This is a genomic window from Ferruginibacter yonginensis (assembly GCF_042651465.1).
Taxonomy (GTDB): domain Bacteria; phylum Bacteroidota; class Bacteroidia; order Chitinophagales; family Chitinophagaceae; genus Ferruginibacter; species Ferruginibacter yonginensis.
In genome coordinates this window covers 893,114-910,811 of the sequence record NZ_JBHSCZ010000001.1, presented here as the reverse complement: position 1 = coordinate 910,811, position 17,698 = coordinate 893,114, and the positions used below count along the sequence as shown (strand labels likewise).

Genomic DNA, 17,698 nt, shown 5'->3' with positions numbered 1-17,698 from the left:
AATATTCAGCCACTCAATACTTAAGTTTATGAACAATAAAATTGGAAATTACAGGTGGACGATATGTGCCTTGGTATTTTTTGCAACCACTATCAATTATTTAGATAGAGCTGTAATCAGCTTACTAAAATCAACTTTAACGGATGAGTTTAAGTGGACAGAATCTGACTACGCAAATATTGTTGTGGCTTTTCAAGTATGTTATGCCATTGGTTTTTTAGGTGCAGGTAGGTTGATTGATACTTTAGGCACCAAAATTGGTTATGCTGTCGCAACCACTATGTGGAGTATAGCCGCAATTGGGCATGGTTTAGTGACCAACACTTTTGGTTTTTTTGTAGCAAGAGGTGCTTTGGGCGTTACAGAGTCTGGTAATTTTCCGGCTGCGGTAAAAGCCATTGCTGAGTGGTTTCCTAAAAAAGAAAGAGCCTTTGCCACTGGTATTTTTAATTCAGGTGCAAATATTGGTGCTATTATAGCGCCACTTACAGTACCGTTTATTGCTAATAAGTATGGTTGGAAATGGGCTTTTATACTTACAGGTTTGGTGGGTTTTATATGGCTCATTTTTTGGTTTATTTTGTATGAAGTACCCAAAAAGCAAAAGCGATTATCGCAAGCTGAGTTTGATTTTATTCACAGTGATGTTGATGAAAAGCAACCTGAACCTAATGTTGATGAACCAAAAATTTCAGCCATGCAGCTTTTGAAAACACGACAAACTTGGGCATTTGCCATTGGTAAATTTTTTACAGACCCAGTTTGGTGGTTTTATTTATTTTGGTTGCCCGATTTTTTGCAAAAACAGTACGGTTTATCAAAAACTGATATTGCGTTTCCTTTAGCCATTGCTTATACGTTATCAACCGTTGGTAGTGTGTTTGGAGGATGGTTACCTATGTGGTTTATAAAAAAAGGGTGGCCTGTATATAAATCTCGAAAAACATCTATGCTCATATTTGCATCTGTAATTGTAACGGTTATAGCTGCACAGTATTTAGGTAGAATTAATATGTGGTATGCTGTTTTAATAATTGGTTTGGCTATGGGTATGCACCAAGCTTGGAGTTCTAATATTTTTACAACTGTAAGCGATATGTTTCCTAAATCAGCCACTGCAACGGTAACGGGTATTGGTGGCATGTTTGGTGCTGTAGGTGGTATTTTAATTGCAAAAAGTGCAGGTAAATTATTTGATTATTATAAATCGATTGGCGATGATCAAACCGGTTATTTAATTATGTTTATTATTTGTGGTTTGGCCTACATTATAGCATGGGTAATTATGCATTTGTTAACACCAACATTGAAAAAAATTAATATATAAAGTCAGTTTTGTTTTTATTGTTAGCAAGCTAATAGTTTAAGTACTTTCATTGGCCTCTTTTTTGCCGTAACTTCACCGTTTGTTTTTATTGTGTATCAAAAATTTTGAGGTGAAATTATTTAAAAGGTTTAGTGGCTTTTTGATAGTCATGTTGTTGTTTAGTGAATTTGTGCAGGCGCAGCTGTGTCAAGGTAGTTTAGGCGATCCTATTATTAATATAACATTTGGTTCTGGCACCAATCCTGGTCCTGCTTTATCAGCAGCCACAACAGCGTATCAGTTTGTAGGCAATGATTGTCCTAACGATGGTTTTTACACCGTTCGTAATAACACCAATAATTGCTTTGGTAATACTTGGCACTCATTAAATACCGATCATACCAATAACGGCAATGGTTATTTTATGCTGGTGAACGCATCGGTACAGCCAAACCCTTTTTATATAGACACAGTAAGGGGTTTGTGCAGTAATACCACTTATGAATTTGCTGCATGGATTATGAATGTGATATTACCAACATCTTGTAATAATAATACCATACAACCGAATATTACTTTTAGAATTGAGCAGGTAGATGGAACGGTATTACAAACGTATAATACCAATAACATCCCACCAACCAATGCGCCCATTTGGAAACAATATGGTTTCTTTTTTACTACACCACCCAATGTAGGTAATTTGGTATTGCGAATGATTAATAATGCTGGTGGTGGCTGTGGTAATGATTTAGCATTAGATGATATTACGTTTAGGCCTTGTGGCCCGTTATTGTCGCCTTCAATAAATGGTAATACCAGTGATACAAGTAATATTTGTAAAGGCACTTCTCAAAACTTTGTATTTAACTGTAATGTATCAAGCGGTTTTAATAACCCAGTATATCAATGGCAACAAAGCACTAATAATATTACTTACACTGATATTTTAAATGAAAATACTACTACCTTAAATGTAGCATTCGCTAATAATGCAGCAGTAGGCAACTATTACTACCGCCTTAGTGTTGCTGAAGCTGGTAATATTGGGTCGCCAAGTTGTAGGGTATCATCGAGCCCAATATTGGTTAAAGTAAACCCTTTGCCCGTTACAACAGCTATCAACAGTGGGCCTGTTTGTGAAGCAACTGTTTTAAATTTTAGTGCTACTGGTGGTAATAATTATAATTGGGTGGGTCCTAATGGTTTTACTGCTACAATTGCGAACCCTTCCATCATTAATACCACTTTAAATAGTTCTGGAAAGTATTATGTAACTGTTACAGATAATGTAACTGGTTGTCAAAATATTGATTCTACAACGGTTGTTGTTAATCCATCACCTATTGTTTCAGTAACACCAACAACTACTACTTTATGCGAAAGTGTATCACAACTTTTAAATGCAACAGGTGCTAATAATTATGAATGGTCGCCTCCAAATGGTTTATCAAATTCTAATATAAATAATCCAACTGCTTCGCCAACAGCAACAACCAATTATCAAGTTATTGGTAAAAATAGTTTTGGTTGTGCTGATACTGCTTTTGCTACTATTAACGTAATTAAACTGCCTTTAGTAAATGCTGGTGCTGATAGGTTTATTGTTGCTAATAATCCCATTCAATTAGATGCTAACATAAATGGAACATATAACAGTTTTCAATGGTCGCCACCCACTTTTATAAGTGATGTTTTAGTGTTAAATCCCATTGTAAATCCTCCGGCTGATGACAGGTATATTTTGAGTGTAACATCCCTCAATAACTGTGGTGTAGTAAATGATACGGTGTATGTAAAAATTTATCAAGGCATTTTTATTCCAAATAGTTTTACACCAAATGCCGATGGTAAAAATGATGTGTGGAATATTCCTGCATTGGCTGCTTATCCTGATCATACTTTAATGGTGTATAACCGTTACGGACAAACAGTTTTTCAAAGAAGCAAATCATTAATAGGTTGGAATGGTTTATTTAAAGGAGAACCCCTGCCAACAGGCGCTTACACCTATATTATTGATTTAAAAAACGGTACGCCTGTTTTAAAGGGTACGGTACTTTTATTACGTTAATTTTAATTGTTACAGAAGTCAATCAATCCAAATTTAAAAATTATCGTACATAGGCATTGTTCAATATTGCCTATATATAGGTAAATTGTACGTTTATAAATAAAACCAGCACTTACAAAGCTTTGTAAACTTTATCAAGTAAAATATTTTTTTAATTTGATAGGAGTATATTAAACAATGAAAATTAGTATAATTATACCAACATATAATGAGGTTGATATTATCGGTAGCAATATCGATTATATAAAAAGTGCTCCCGGAAATGCAGTATGTGATATTATTGTAGCTGATGGTGGTAGTACCGATGGTACACAGGCGGTGGCAGCAAAGCATGGTGCAATTGTAGTTGAATCACCTATTAAAGGTAGGGCTGGCCAAATGAATCACGGAGTGCAATATGCAAACGGAGATATACTTTATTTCGTACATGCCGATAGTAAACCGCCATTGAGCTTTCAACATGATATTGAAGATGCGATCAATAAAGGGTTTGATTGTGGTAGTTACCGTTTTCAGTTTGATAAAAACCGAACATTACTAAAAATGAATGCTTTTTTTACAAGGTTTAATTTTTTGTTTTGTAGAGGTGGCGATCAAACCATTTTTATTACTACAGCACTTTTTAAAAAAGTAGGCGGTTTTAAAAATGAGATGTTGATTATGGAAGACTATGATTTTTTAAGGCGGATTCGTAGTGCAGGTAAATTTAAATTAGTACCAAAAGCTACCATCGTTTCTGCAAGAAAATACGATCACAACTCATGGTTAACAGTACAAAAAGCCAACTATACTGTGGTGAAAATGTATAAAAGAGGTTGTTCGCAGCATGATATGATTGATGCCTATAAACGGTTGCTTAATTATAGAAAAAATGCATTTTAGAGAAAAAGTTATTTGGGTAACTGGCGCATCATCCGGTATTGGTGCTGAGCTTGCGGTGCAATTGGCAAAGCAAGGAGGTTATGTAATATTAACGGGCAGAAATGAACAAGCATTAAATGAAGTTCATCAAGCATGTTCAAAATACAATGAGTTTTGTAAAATCGTGGTGGCTGATTTATCTACGGAAGCAGGTTGTTTGCAAGCCTGCAACCAAGCAATGGAATTATTTCAGCATATTGATATCGTATTTTTAAACGCAGGGGTTACCCAACGCTCTTTAGCAATTGATACTGATATTGCGGTGTATCGTTCTTTAATGGATATTAATTTTTATGCACCCCTTATTATCACCAAACAATTACTGCCATATTTTAAACAACGCAACAACGGCCAAATTGTGGCAATTAGTAGTGTAGCTGGTTTAATGGGTTTTCCGTTGCGATCTGGTTATGCAGCCGCAAAACATGCAATGAAAGGTTTTTTTGAAACCTTACAAACAGAAAATACTATAGAGGGTTTGTCAATAACATTGGTAAGCCCTGGTAGAATCAATACACCCATTTCAGTAAATGCACTTACCAAAGATGGTACGCCACATCTTAAACACGATGAAGGGCAACTTAATGGTATTAGTGTAAAAGTTTGTGCAACTAAAATTTTAAAAGCGGTAGCACAAAAAAAACAACATATCATCATTGCAAGAGGTGAAAGTTTGTTGTTAAAAATTAAATGGTATTTACCTTCATTATATTACAAAATTGCTCACAATAAGGGTTTGAAAAGTTTGTAAATTATATATTAAATTTTCCTAGTATTTATGCATCATTTTATTTCTGGTATACAACAAGTTGGTATTGGTGTTGAAAATATTAGGCAAGCAACATTGTTATATAAAGCATTGTTTGGTATGGATGTATTGATTTTTGATGATACATCTGAAGCTACTTTAATGACAAAATATACGGGTGGCAAGGTTTACAACCGACAAGCAATTTTAACCATGAATTTGGCTGGCGGCGGTGGTTTTGAAATTTGGCAGTATAAAAATAGGCAACCATCTATTCAGCAATGCCAATACGGCGATATTGGTATTTATGCAACCAAAATAAAGTGTAAAAATATAGCTGAATCGCACTTGTATTTTAGTAAAATAGATGAGGTTCAATTGACACCAATTCAGTTTGATCCTATCAATAATCAACATTTTTGGTTGAAAGATAAATTCGGTAATACATTCAATATAGTACAAGGCAAAGAGTGGTTTTCAAACAACCATCACAAAACAGGCGGAGTAATTGGTGTAGTCATTGGGGTAAGTGATATTGATAGGTCCTTATCTTTTTATAAAGATGTATTAGGAATATCAACCATTGTGTATGATGTTACTAATAGTTTTACGGATAATGATACCCATCAACCAATTAAAAGTAGGAGGGTATTATTAAGAAAACCAGTATCGGGTGTGGGTGCTTTTAATAAGTTGCTAGGCGATGTTGAAATTGAATTGGTGCAACGCTTAGATGCTCCTGTACAAACTATTTTCAGCAATCGGTTTTGGGGTGATTGTGGTTTTATTCATGTATGTTTTGATGTTTTGCAGATGGATTCATTAAAACAATTAGCCTTACAACATAAAGTTACTTTTACGGTTGATAGCAATGAATCGTTTGCCATGCAAAACGCAGCAGGCAGGTTTTGTTATGCTGAAGACCCCGATGGTACATTAATTGAATTGGTTGAAACGCATAAAGTGCCTATCTATAAAAAATGGGGTATTTACTTAAATCTCCAAAAACGCAATCCGTTAAAACCTTTACCCAATTGGATGATCGGTTTACTAGGCTTAAGTAAAGTAAAATAATTTACAAAGCAGCTAACCAAGTAGCTGGCACATCTGTTACTTCATCCACATCATTTAAGGTAGGTAGCAAAAAGTATGTTAGCTGATGTAGTTGTGCATCTTCAATAGTATCGCTACATACCGTGTTAGTACTCCATTGTTTGTTTTCAAAAATAGTTGTATGCAATGTGTTCATACCTAGTAAATAATAGCCACCATCAGCAGCAGGGCCTATTACGATATCATTATGATTCAGTGCTGCAAAAGCATCATTTACAATTTCGTGTGTTAAGCTAGGGCAGTCACTTCCAATAATTACGCAATGTTGGTAACCTAATTTAAAAAGTGTTGTAAATGCATGTAACATTTTATCGCCTAACGAATCACCTTCTTGTAAATGATTTTCAAAATCTTCCCAAAAAGTATCATCTGTAAAAGCAGTTAAAAAAACATGTGTTTCAGCTGCTGCATCACCAGCAATAGCTTTGGTGTGATTTAATAACTGTTGGTATATTTTTAATGCATTTTTATCGCCAATGCTTGCTGCCAATCGAGTTTTAACTTTACCAAGTTCTGGCTTTCTGGCAAATATGATTAATGCGTTATTTTTTGGATGCATCCGTTTTTAAATTATTGTCTTTTACAAATTTGTATTAATACATTTGTATTTAACGTGAAATAAATTAAAAGATACGCATTCGTACCTTTCAAAGTTTTATAAAATTAATTGATAGCTATGACCTATTTACAACAAATTGAAGAAGCGGTTGCTTTTTTAAAATCTAAAAATATTCATACACCAAAAGTGGGAATTGTATTAGGTACGGGTTTGGGTAAAATGATTGACTATATTCAAACCATTGAAACCATAACATATAAAGATATTCCGCATTTTCCTGAAGCTACCGTAGAGTTTCATGCAGGTAAACTTATATACGGAACCGTTGGCGATGTATCTGTTTTGGCTATGAGCGGCCGCTTTCATTATTATGAAGGGTATAGTATGCAGCAAATTACTTTCCCTATTCGGGTAATGAAAGCGTTGGGTGTACAATACCTTTTATTGAGTAATGCTGCTGGTGGCATGAACCCACAATTTAAAAAAGGTGATTTAGTGTTGTTAGATGACCATATTAACCAACAACCAGAAAATCCGTTACGTGGGTTAAATAGCAATGATTATGGTCCTCGTTTTCCTGATATGAGTATGCCCTACAATGCTACACTCAATAAAATATTTATAGAACAAGCAGCTGCTGCCCAAGTAGCGCTGCACAAAGGTGTTTATGTGGCAGTAGCTGGCCCAAATTTAGAAACCAGGGCTGAGTACCGCCACTTACGCTCCATTGGTGCTGATATGGTAGGTATGAGTACGGTGCCAGAAGTAATTGTTGCCAATCAAATTGGGTTGCCATGTGCAGCGGTAAGTGTTATTACAGATGAGTGCGACCCTGATCATTTACAGCCTGTAGATATTGCCGAAATAATTGCAGTTGCAGGTAAGGCAGATGAAAAATTGAGTAACTTATTTGCAGCTGTTATTAATAAAATATAATAAATATTCATAATTTAAAAATCCTTGTAATGCCTCATTACAGGGATTTTTTATGCACCATAGCCAACTTTAACGTTGTATAAACAAGCTAAATGGTACTTTTGCCATCCTTTTAATTACTAAATTTTACTATATAGACACAATAGCTACACTTATTAATCGTTTGGTTTATACCAATATCAATGATTTAAATGAAAAATTTAAAGTTTAAAAAAGTGTATCTTTTTATTGCAGCTATGTGTACGTTTATGCTGCATTTACCATTTGCCTTTTCAACCGGAAAAAAAGTTGCGTATAAACCTATTGTACCAGCACCTTTGTCAACAAAAAACAATGCTTTTGCCTTTGCTGATAAAATGTACGATAGTTTAAAATTAAACTTATGTGGTTTATCAATACAAGCATTTGAATATGCTTATAAGGGATATGATTTTCTTAAATTAAAAGGAAAAATTGCCAACGATAACATTTTATCAATTGTTGATTTTTCAAAGCCCTCAAACCAGAAGCGTTTATTCGTAATTGATGTAAAAAATTATAAGGTATTGTTTAATACTTATGTTGCACATGGGCAAGGCAGTGGCGAAGCAATGGCAACTAATTTTTCAAACAGGCCCGAAAGCTTACAGAGCAGTTTAGGTTTTTACACCACTGCTGATACTTATATGGGTCGTAATGGCTTTTCGTTGCATTTGCAAGGCATTGAATATGGTATTAATGATAAAGCCTACCAACGCAGCATTGTAATGCATGGAGCCCCTTATGTAAGCGAAAACTATATTTTTAGTAAAGGTTATTTAGGAAGAAGTTGGGGGTGCCCTGCTGTACCCGAAAAATTAAATAAGCCCATTATTGAAACCATTAAAAATGGTTCATGCTTATTTATTTACAGCGAAAACAATCGCTACTTACAACAATCAGCCATCATCAATAGTTAATTACATCACACATATTGCCTCATCAATATGGTGTGGCAAAAGTGCTTCTTTTTTTTACCATTTTTGTATTGTTGTTATGGGGAGCTTGCTGCTACCTAGTTTTTATATACTTACATTTGTAAAAAATAATTGAATGAGTTTATACAATACTTTAAAAGGTACTGGTGTTGCAATAATTACACCCTTTTCAAAAGATTTGTCGGTTGATTATGATGCGCTAGCAAAGTTGATAGATCATATTATTGATAATGGTGTAAACTATATTGTTACCTTAGGTACAACTGGTGAAACCCCTGTATTATCAAGCGAAGAAAAAAAGGCTATTATACTTTTTACCGAAAAGCATATTGCAGGTAGAGTGCCTATGGTGGTAGGCATAGGTGGAAATGATACGCAATCGGTTATTAATGATTTAAAAACATATCCATTAGATGGTGCTGTTGCTATTTTAAGTGCTAGTCCTAATTACAACAAGCCATCACAAGAAGGTATATTTCAGCATTATAGCGCCATTGCAGCAGCTTCACCAAAGCCTGTTATTTTGTACAATGTACCTGGCCGAACAGGTAGAAATATGGATGCACGAACTACCTTACGTTTAGCACATGAAGTAAGTAATATTGCAGGTATAAAAGAGGCCAGTGGCGATTTGCAGCAGTGTATGGAAATTTTAAAAGACAAACCTGAAGGCTTTGCTGTAGTTAGTGGTGATGATGCTTTGGCATTACCTCAAATAGCTTGTGGTATGAGTGGTGTAATAAGTGTGGCAGCGAATGTTTTTCCTGCCGCATTTTCAAAAATGGTACAACATTGTTTAGCCAATGAATACCCTGCTGCTGTAACCATCAATAACCAATTGTTAGATGCTTATAAATTAATGTTTGCAGAAAATAATCCTGCTGGCGCTAAAGCATTTTTATTTGAAATGGGTATTGTACAAAATGAGTTACGTTTGCCTTGTGTGCCTTTAAGCGGTGTTATTCATCAAGATGTGAAAAAGTATTTAGCCATACATAACCAGCTGTGAGGGTTTTAATTGCTATCATATGTTTTATGGTTACTACGCTGCAATTACAAGCTCAAGTACCCATTGCCGATACGGTTATACATATGCTACACCATAATGTATCGCTTAATATTGTATGCAAAACAAAATCAACAGTTACTTCCAAAAATAGAATTAGTATTGTTTGTGTAAAAGCCGCCAACGTTTCATTCAATGAGGCGTTGGCGGCTTTTGTTGCCAATGACAGTATTGTCAATACTATTATTGTTGATGTAGCCATTAACGATAATACAATTTTAAACAAATCGCATTTTGTTATTATTGATAGCTTACTTAATAAAGCACTTTCCGTTCTCTTAAATAATCAGCATACAATAAACATTGCACAACCAATTATTTTAATTGGATTAAATGATATGGCAGCCATTGTACTCTTGCAAGCTGCACATCATCCTACTATATTTAACAAAAGCATGTTGTGGTTCAATCATCAATCATACTTAGGTTTTGTTGAAGATTTTGATATTAGTTTATATAAACAGTTAAAGGGAAAATTGTTTGTTTATAATGTAGCAACTGCTGCAACTGCTGCAACTGCTGCAAATATTAATGCTGCAATAGACACTGTTGCCCTTCATTCAAAACTGGTCATTTATAACTTAAATGATTATGGTAAAAACTACCCTTCACAAAAAGTTTTGCAGCAAGCTACAAATTGGTTATTGGCTAATGGTAATAACTACATTATCAGGCCTCTTGTTACATTCTAAAAGTTACGCCTTCTATGGCTAACTCCGTTTCTGGGAAAAACGATTGTGTTTCAATCAAAAAATCATCAAGTGTTTCATATTTTGAAGAAAAATGACCAATCAATAATTTTTTTGCACCTGCTAATGTTGCAATGCTAGCTGCTTGTTCTGTAGTAGAGTGGTAGCGGCTTGCAGCCCGTTCTGTTAAGTCTTTTAAATATGTGGTTTCGTGGTACACCCAATGAGCTCCTTTTATTTTTTCGGCTATGCTAACATCGTAAATAGTATCAGCACAGTAAGCATAACTTCTTGCAGCAGCAGTTGGTTCTGTTACAGCATTGTTGGGTACAATGGTTCCCTTTTTGGTAATGTAATCTTCTCCACGTTGTAGTTGCTTAAAAAAAGCTTCGGGTATTTCGTAAGCTTTTGCTTTTTCGGGTACAATACTTCGAGGATTTTTATTTTCTTTAAACAAAAATCCATAACACTCAATACGGTGGTTTACTTTAAATGAATGAACTGTTACTCGTTTATCACTTGCAATGAGTTCATCGGCTTTTAATGCATGAAAAATTATTTTATAGGGCAGTACTATATCAGCCGCATCTAATTGTATTTTAATAATGGCTTCAAGTGCTGCAGGGGCATAAACATGTAAATCGTTGGTACGGCTCATTAAACCCATGCTTGTAATTAAACCAATTAAGCCAAAATAATGATCGCCATGTAAATGCGAAATAAAAATATTGTTGATTCTGCTACGCTTAATTTTATATTTAGCTAGTTGGTTTTGTGTGCCTTCGCCACAATCTATCAAATAATTTTCATCGGTAGTTTGTAAAATTTGAGCAGTAGGGTTACGGCCATGTGCTGGTATGGCAGAGTTATTTCCTAAAATAGTAATAGCGAACAATCGTTTTGGTTTTTATGAAAGACTTATTTATGCAAAAAATAGCTGCATCAATACTTAGTTTTCTTCATCATCAAAATCGCTTAGTAATTCTCTTTCAATTTCTTCCATTTGTACAATATCCCAAGCTTCACTTTCGGTAGGGGTTACGTTCATCACATCTAATAAATCAGCGGTTTCAAAAACTTGCTCAACAGCTGGTTGCAACCCACAAATTACAAATGATTGGTTGCGTTCATAAAATTGTTGTTGTAGGTTGGCCAAAGCTTGTGCTGCTTCGGTATCTATGTTGGTTACTTCCGTCATATTAATTACGATATGTGGAATTTCATGTTGGCCGTATGAGTCAAGTTGCTTGATGTTAGCTGTCATATTAGCAGATAATGTGGCTTCTTGTATGGTTATAACCGTAAATTTCTCTTTGGTATCTGTTTTGACTATCATAATACTATCGATTAAAAACGTAAGTTATAAAAATATCTTATTTAAATAGGTGTACAAATTGTTTTCGTAAATACTTTAAAAATATCTTGTACACATATCAACATTTTTGATTTCTTTATTACTTAAGCACTTCTTTTTTCGTTAACATTGTATCAGTAAAATAATTTAAAGAATGGACAATAATTTCTCAACACAGGTAAAAGAAATAATTTCTTACAGCAGAGAAGAGGCATTACGACTGGGAAATGATTTCATTGGAATTGAACACTTGGTTTTAGGGCTTATTAGAGATGGTGAAAACACCGCTATAAAAGTATTGAAAGCACTCAATGTTGATGTGTATGAACTACGCAAAGAAATTGAGTTAGCCGTAAAAGATAAAACCGGTAAAAATATTGCAAACATCAATTCGCTGCCTTTAACAAAGCAGGCCGAAAAGGTAATTCGTATCACTGTTTTAGAAGCTAAAGCAGTTAAAAGTACGAATGTTGAAAGCGAACATTTAATGCTTTCAATTTTAAAGAATAAAGAAAATATTGCTACACAAATTTTAAATCAATTTGATGTGGAGTATGATGGTTTTAAAAATGAGTTAGGCTTTGTATCATCAGATATGCCCCGTTCAGAATTTAATGATGAAGATGAGTTTGATGATGAAAGTAAAAAGTTTGGTCAAAAACAACAGCAAAAACCAGGCGCTGCAAATTTGCCAAAATCAAAAACGCCAGTACTCGATAATTTTGGTAGAGATATTACCCGTTTGGCAGAAACAGGTTCGTTAGATCCGATTGTAGGTCGTGAAAATGAAATTGAAAGGGTATCTCAAATTTTATCTCGTAGAAAAAAGAACAACCCTATTTTAATTGGTGAGCCAGGTGTGGGTAAAACTGCCATTGTTGAAGGTTTGGCATTGCGTATTGTACAACGTAAAGTAAGCCGTGTATTGTTTGATAAACGTGTAGTGAGTTTAGATTTAGCAGCATTGGTTGCAGGTACAAAATACCGTGGCCAGTTTGAGGAGCGTATGAAAGCCATTATGAATGAGCTTGAGAAAAACAGGGATGTAATTTTGTTTATTGATGAAATACATACCATTGTGGGCGCAGGTGGTGCTAGTGGTTCATTAGATGCATCAAACATTTTTAAACCGGCTTTGGCAAGGGGCGAATTGCAATGCATTGGTGCTTCAACTTTAGATGAGTACCGTCAACATATTGAAAAAGATGGTGCATTAGATCGTCGTTTTCAAAAGGTATTGGTAGAGCAACCATCTGTTGATGAAGCTATTGAAATATTGACCAATATTAAAAGTAAATATGAAGATTATCACAGTGTAACGTATAGCAAAGAAGCTATTGAAGCTTGTGTGAAATTGAGCGACCGTTACATGACGGATCGTTTACTGCCCGATAAAGCTATCGATATTTTAGATGAAGTTGGGGCAAGAAAACACATTAAAAACATCAATGTGCCTGAAGGTATTATTGAACTCGAAAAGAAAATTGAGGATATAAAAGTTGAAAAAAATAGGGTCGTAAAAAGCCAGAAGTTTGAAGAAGCTGCTGCATTACGTGACACTGAAAAACGTTTGCAAGAAGATTTAGAAAAAGCAAAAATTGATTGGGAAGAAGAAAGTAAAAACAAACGTTTCCCTATTGAGGAAGAAGATATTGCTGAAGTAATACACATGATGACGGGTATTCCTGTAAAACGCATGGTACAGGCCGAAACAGATAAGTTGCGTAAAATGGGCGACGATTTAAAAGGTGCTGTTGTTGGTCAGGAAGATGCTATCAGCAAAGTAGTAAAAGCTATTCAACGAAATAGGGTAGGTTTAAAAGACCCTAAAAAACCTATTGGTACGTTTATATTTTTAGGTCCTACAGGTGTTGGTAAAACGGAGTTGGCTCGTAGCATGGCTCGTCAAATGTTTGATAGTGAAGATGCGTTGATTCGTATTGACATGAGTGAGTACATGGAAAAGTTTACCGTAAGCCGTTTAATTGGTGCACCTCCGGGCTATGTGGGTTATGAAGAGGGCGGACAATTAACTGAAAAAGTGCGTCGTAAACCTTACAGTGTTATTTTGTTAGATGAAATTGAAAAAGCACATCCAGATATTTACAACATTTTATTACAAGTGTTAGATGATGGTATGCTTACTGATGGGTTAGGTCGTAAAGTTGATTTTAAAAATACCATGATCATAATGACATCAAACATTGGTGCTCGTCAGTTAAAAGACTTTGGTGATGGGGTGGGTTTTGCAACGGCAAGCCGTATGGAAAACAGCGAAGAAAATAACAAAGCGGTTATTGAAAAAGCGTTGAAACGTACATTTAGCCCTGAGTTTTTAAATAGAATTGATGATGTAATTATATTTAATTCATTAACGAAAGATGATATTTTCAACATCATTGATATTTTAATGAGTGGTGTAATGAAACGTTTGAACAGCTTAGGTTTTTCAATGGAATTAACGCCAGAAGCTAAATCATTTATTGCTGATAAAGGTTACGATAGCCAGTTTGGTGCAAGGCCTTTACACAGAGCCATTCAAAAGTATTTAGAAGATCCGTTAGCGGAAGAAATTTTAAATATGACCATTAAGCAAGGCGATGTATTGGTGGCAGAGTTAGATGAACCTACTCAAAAAATTAAGTTTAGGTTTAAAGACAAAGACGAACCAAAAAAGAAAGAAAAAAAATCTGAAGCATAATAAAAAGCTCCACTGCAAAGTGGAGCTTTTTTAATGAATGATAGCGACAATTTTTCCCCGTTGGCGGTGGCTATCATAAACAGTTGTGTAATATAATTTCCAATTTAGTATGTTAGGTTTGCTGCTACCTCGTAAAATAATATATTAAAAGCATGTTTTATATTTTGGTATGATATAGGTTATTACAATTCCTTTAACAAACCAACATATTATGCAACGCTCCAATTATTTTATTGCCACTTTTTTACTTTTAATAATAATGACCACCAGTAGTTGTGCCGCCATTGGAGGTATATTTAAAGCTGGGGTTTGGACGGGTATTATTGCCATTGTTTTGGTGGTAGCACTTATCCTATTTTTAGTAGGTAAATCTAAAAATTAACGAATGGTTATTTTTTTTAAGGGAACATTGTTAACAGTGTTCCCTTTTTTAATTTAGCTATATTTGGTTGTTATGTTACCTATAAAAAAATACATTTTTGTTGATTTAGATAATACTGTATACCCTGTAAAAAGTATGGGCGACCAGCTTTTTGCACCTATACTTTCACTTATAAAAAATAGTGGTAAGCATGATGCAACTATCGATTCTATAAAACGAATGCTTACCCGAAAACCTTTTCAATACGTTGCCCAACATTTTAATTTTGATGATGTATTAACGACCGAATGTTTAGGAATATTACAAAACCTTACTATTAGTGAAACATTGAAGCCTTTTGATGATTATGTAGTTTTAAAAAATATACCTTGTAAAAAAATATTGGTGACGGCTGGCTTTACAATATTGCAACAAAGTAAAATACAACAATTGGGTATTGAAAATGATTTTGAAGCATTTTATATAATTGATCATACAAAAGCACATGTTACCAAGAAAGATATATTTGAAACCATTTTACAACAAAAAAAGTTATTGCCCCATGAGGTTTTGGTAATTGGTGATGATGCTAATAGTGAAATTGCTGCTGCGCAAGCATTGGGTATTGATGCTGTTTTAATTAATAAAATTGAAGCTAATTTTATTCCGCCTCAAATAACGACTGTTCAATATTTTGAAGAACTATTGCCTATGTTTCATTGGCAATTGGTTGATGCATAATTAAATGCTGATGGGCTGCGGGGCAGCAGCGGTACCCCACAGGCCTTTGCAAAAGGCCGAGGCGTACAAGCGAATGACCCGAACAACTGCTGCTACTTGCACAAAAGTTGAAAGCCCCCACCATAAAACCAATTATTTTAAATTAATGCTCAATTTATTTTTGTGATGCCCCAAATTTATTTGATTTTTGCGGCTGCATGTCACACAACATAATAATTACAATCGATGGTTGGTCAAGCTGCGGTAAAAGCACTTTGGCAAAACAATTGGCCAAAAAATTAGGCTACACTTATATTGATAGCGGTGCAATGTACCGAGCTATCACTTTGTATTTTTTGCGTAATCATATTGATTGGACGGATGACGCTGAGGTTGCCGAGGCGCTAAAAAATATTGTGTTACATTTTGAACCCAATAGCAAAACGGGTGATTCTGAAATTTATTTGAATGATGAAAATGTAGAGTACCTTATTAGAGATTTAATCATTGCTGATAAAGTAAGTGATATTGCTGCAATAGCTGCTGTACGTACGTTTGCGGTGGCGCAGCAGCAAAAAATGGGTGCAAAAAAAGGCATTGTAATGGATGGGAGAGATATTGGTACCACTGTTTTTCCTACTGCCGAATTAAAAATATTTATGACGGCAGATATTGCCATAAGGGTAGAGCGTAGGTTTAAAGAAATGTATGATAAAAACCCTAATGTACGTTTAGATGAAGTAAAACATAACCTCGAAATGAGGGATTATATTGATTCACACAGAGAAGTAAGTCCACTTAAAAAAGCTGATGATGCTATTATACTTAACAATAGCAACCTCACTATGGAAGAGCAATTGGCATTGGCATTAGAATGGGTTAAAAAACCAATGGCTTAGTTGTTTTGAACAAATGTTGCTGTTATATTTTTTAACGCATCAGTACAATTACGCATAGAAGCTATTTTGTTGATAACGGCTTCCACCATAGCATCAGGACAAGAAGCGCCGCTGCTTATTAAAATTTTTAAAGCTTTATCGGTTGATAAAAATGGTGTTGTAACCAACTCTTTGTGTTGGTGTAAGTTATAATGATTGATGCTGTTATCGTCATTAATTTTATCAGCGCCATTAATAAAATAGGTAGTCAATTTTTGTTCACATAACTCCACTAAGTGGCTGGTGTTGCTGCTATTGTAGCCACCTACTACAATGGCAAAATCAGCAGGTTGCTCCAACAAACCATATACGGCAGATTGATTATCGTTGGTAGCGTAACACAAGGTGTCTCTGGTATCTGCAAAACGGTCTGCAATATTTTGATCAGTAAGTTGGTATTGTTGCGCCATTACGCTTTTTAAAAAATCAGCAATAGCCTGAGTATCGCTTGCTAACATTGTAGTTTGGTTAATTACACCAATACGCTGTAAGTCAGTTTGTGGGTTGAAGTTGTTTGAAAAACGACCTTCAAATTCAGTATAAAACTCAGTACTCTTTTTTTCGCCGGTAATGTATTTTGATAATGCCACTGCTTCATCCATATCATTCACCACTACCGTAGGTGTGCCCTTAGCAGCATGTGAAAATGTTGCCCTCGTTTCTTCATGCGAAGGTTTGCCATGTATAATAACACTGTAATTTTTTTTAGCAATTTGGTCGCCTCGGTTCCATACTTTTTCAACAAACGGGCAAGTGGTGTTGTATTTTTTTGTAGAGATGCCGATGGTATTTAATTTTTCTTCAATCGCCAATGTAGTACCAAATGCAGGAATAATCACTACATCATCTGCCGTTAGCGATTCAAAAGGTATCAACATATTGCCTTTAGTATCTTGTAGAAACTGTACCCCACGTGCCACTAAATCGGCATTTACTTGTGGATTGTGTATCATTTCACTCAACAAAAAAATACGTTTGCCTGGGTTTTCATCAATTGTTCTAAAAGCAATTTCAATAGCATTTTCAACACCATAACAAAATCCAAAATGTCGAGCTAGGTAAATTTGTGTATTACCCAAATCAAGCAAAGTAGGCGTAAAATCTTTTTTCATTTTATCAGCCTCTTTACGATTGTTTTTAATAGCTGTAATGAGTGGACTTCTATAAGTAAATGGAATAGTAAACTGCTTCATAATAAATATTGATTACAAAGGTACGTTTTATGGCAAATGCTTTGCAATGAAAGCCTTAAATTT

The 17,698-nt window shown here is 34.8% G+C and carries 17 protein-coding genes; 13 read left to right on the top strand and 4 right to left on the bottom strand.

Annotated features, from left to right (window positions below):
- The first annotated feature begins 28 nt into the window (after nucleotides 1-28).
- From ACFOWM_RS04095 to ACFOWM_RS04075, 5 genes are all read left to right on the top strand, one after another.
- A complete protein-coding gene (locus tag ACFOWM_RS04095; protein WP_379707409.1) occupies nucleotides 29-1,327 on the top strand; it encodes an MFS transporter in 1,299 nt (432 codons plus the stop codon).
- Nucleotides 1,328-1,436: 109 nt separating this feature from the next.
- A complete protein-coding gene (locus tag ACFOWM_RS04090; RefSeq protein ID WP_379707408.1) occupies nucleotides 1,437-3,380 on the top strand; it encodes a T9SS type B sorting domain-containing protein in 1,944 nt (647 codons plus the stop codon).
- 177 nt (nucleotides 3,381-3,557) lie between these two features.
- Nucleotides 3,558-4,262, top strand: a complete 705-nt coding sequence (locus ACFOWM_RS04085) for a TIGR04283 family arsenosugar biosynthesis glycosyltransferase (protein WP_379707407.1) — start codon at nucleotides 3,558-3,560, stop codon at nucleotides 4,260-4,262.
- Complete coding sequence (locus ACFOWM_RS04080) at nucleotides 4,252-5,052, top strand: SDR family oxidoreductase (RefSeq protein ID WP_379707406.1); 801 nt, start codon at nucleotides 4,252-4,254, stop codon at nucleotides 5,050-5,052. Before ACFOWM_RS04085 ends, ACFOWM_RS04080 begins: the two co-directional genes overlap by 11 nt.
- Nucleotides 5,053-5,079: 27 nt before the next feature.
- On the top strand, nucleotides 5,080-6,123 hold the full coding sequence (locus ACFOWM_RS04075) for a VOC family protein (RefSeq protein WP_379707405.1): 1,044 nt from the start codon (nucleotides 5,080-5,082) through the stop codon (nucleotides 6,121-6,123).
- 1 nt (nucleotide 6,124) lies between these two features.
- On the opposite strand, the gene ACFOWM_RS04070 is transcribed toward ACFOWM_RS04075, so the two are convergent.
- A complete protein-coding gene (locus ACFOWM_RS04070) occupies nucleotides 6,125-6,721 on the bottom strand; it encodes a TIGR04282 family arsenosugar biosynthesis glycosyltransferase (RefSeq protein WP_379707404.1) in 597 nt (198 codons plus the stop codon).
- 117 nt (nucleotides 6,722-6,838) lie between these two features.
- Between ACFOWM_RS04070 and ACFOWM_RS04065 the strand changes: the two genes are divergently transcribed.
- From ACFOWM_RS04065 to ACFOWM_RS04050, 4 genes are all read left to right on the top strand, one after another.
- The gene (locus tag ACFOWM_RS04065) at nucleotides 6,839-7,657 is read left to right on the top strand and encodes a purine-nucleoside phosphorylase (RefSeq protein ID WP_379707403.1); all 819 of its coding nucleotides are present in this window, start codon (nucleotides 6,839-6,841) and stop codon (nucleotides 7,655-7,657) included.
- Between the two features lie 191 nt (nucleotides 7,658-7,848).
- Nucleotides 7,849-8,595: a murein L,D-transpeptidase catalytic domain family protein gene (locus ACFOWM_RS04060; protein ID WP_379707402.1), complete on the top strand. Its 747-nt coding sequence runs from the start codon at nucleotides 7,849-7,851 to the stop codon at nucleotides 8,593-8,595.
- A gap of 133 nt (nucleotides 8,596-8,728) precedes the next feature.
- Nucleotides 8,729-9,622 (top strand): 4-hydroxy-tetrahydrodipicolinate synthase, encoded by an 894-nt coding sequence (gene dapA / locus ACFOWM_RS04055; protein ID WP_379707400.1) that lies wholly within the window; start codon nucleotides 8,729-8,731, stop codon nucleotides 9,620-9,622.
- 26 nt (nucleotides 9,623-9,648) lie between these two features.
- On the top strand, nucleotides 9,649-10,371 hold the full coding sequence (locus ACFOWM_RS04050) for a hypothetical protein (protein ID WP_379707398.1): 723 nt from the start codon (nucleotides 9,649-9,651) through the stop codon (nucleotides 10,369-10,371).
- Here the strand turns inward: ACFOWM_RS04050 and ACFOWM_RS04045 are convergent.
- Entirely contained in the window at nucleotides 10,361-11,263 is a 903-nt protein-coding gene (locus tag ACFOWM_RS04045; RefSeq protein ID WP_379707397.1) for a ribonuclease Z, read from the bottom strand. The two genes, ACFOWM_RS04050 and ACFOWM_RS04045, sit on opposite strands and share 11 nt — an antisense overlap.
- Nucleotides 11,264-11,317: 54 nt before the next feature.
- Nucleotides 11,318-11,704, bottom strand: coding sequence for an STAS domain-containing protein (locus tag ACFOWM_RS04040; protein WP_379707395.1), 387 nt, complete (start codon nucleotides 11,702-11,704; stop codon nucleotides 11,318-11,320).
- Nucleotides 11,705-11,876: 172 nt separating this feature from the next.
- On the opposite strand from ACFOWM_RS04040, the gene ACFOWM_RS04035 reads away from it, so the two are divergent.
- The 4 genes from ACFOWM_RS04035 to cmk all read left to right on the top strand — a co-directional run bounded on the left by ACFOWM_RS04035 (nucleotide 11,877) and on the right by cmk (nucleotide 16,403).
- Nucleotides 11,877-14,423, top strand: coding sequence for an ATP-dependent Clp protease ATP-binding subunit (locus ACFOWM_RS04035; RefSeq protein ID WP_379707393.1), 2,547 nt, complete (start codon nucleotides 11,877-11,879; stop codon nucleotides 14,421-14,423).
- 211 nt (nucleotides 14,424-14,634) lie between these two features.
- Nucleotides 14,635-14,805 carry a phosphatidate cytidylyltransferase gene (locus ACFOWM_RS04030; RefSeq protein ID WP_379707391.1) on the top strand — a complete coding sequence of 57 codons (171 nt, stop codon included), beginning with the start codon at nucleotides 14,635-14,637 and terminating at the stop codon, nucleotides 14,803-14,805.
- Between the two features lie 72 nt (nucleotides 14,806-14,877).
- On the top strand, nucleotides 14,878-15,525 hold the full coding sequence (locus tag ACFOWM_RS04025; protein ID WP_379707389.1) for an HAD family hydrolase: 648 nt from the start codon (nucleotides 14,878-14,880) through the stop codon (nucleotides 15,523-15,525).
- Nucleotides 15,526-15,722: 197 nt separating this feature from the next.
- Nucleotides 15,723-16,403 carry a (d)CMP kinase gene (gene cmk / locus ACFOWM_RS04020; protein WP_379707387.1) on the top strand — a complete coding sequence of 227 codons (681 nt, stop codon included), beginning with the start codon at nucleotides 15,723-15,725 and terminating at the stop codon, nucleotides 16,401-16,403.
- Here cmk and ACFOWM_RS04015 read toward each other — a convergent pair.
- A complete protein-coding gene (locus tag ACFOWM_RS04015) occupies nucleotides 16,400-17,635 on the bottom strand; it encodes a 4-hydroxy-3-methylbut-2-enyl diphosphate reductase (protein WP_379707385.1) in 1,236 nt (411 codons plus the stop codon). The two genes, cmk and ACFOWM_RS04015, sit on opposite strands and share 4 nt — an antisense overlap.
- Nucleotides 17,636-17,698: the final 63 nt, after the last annotated feature.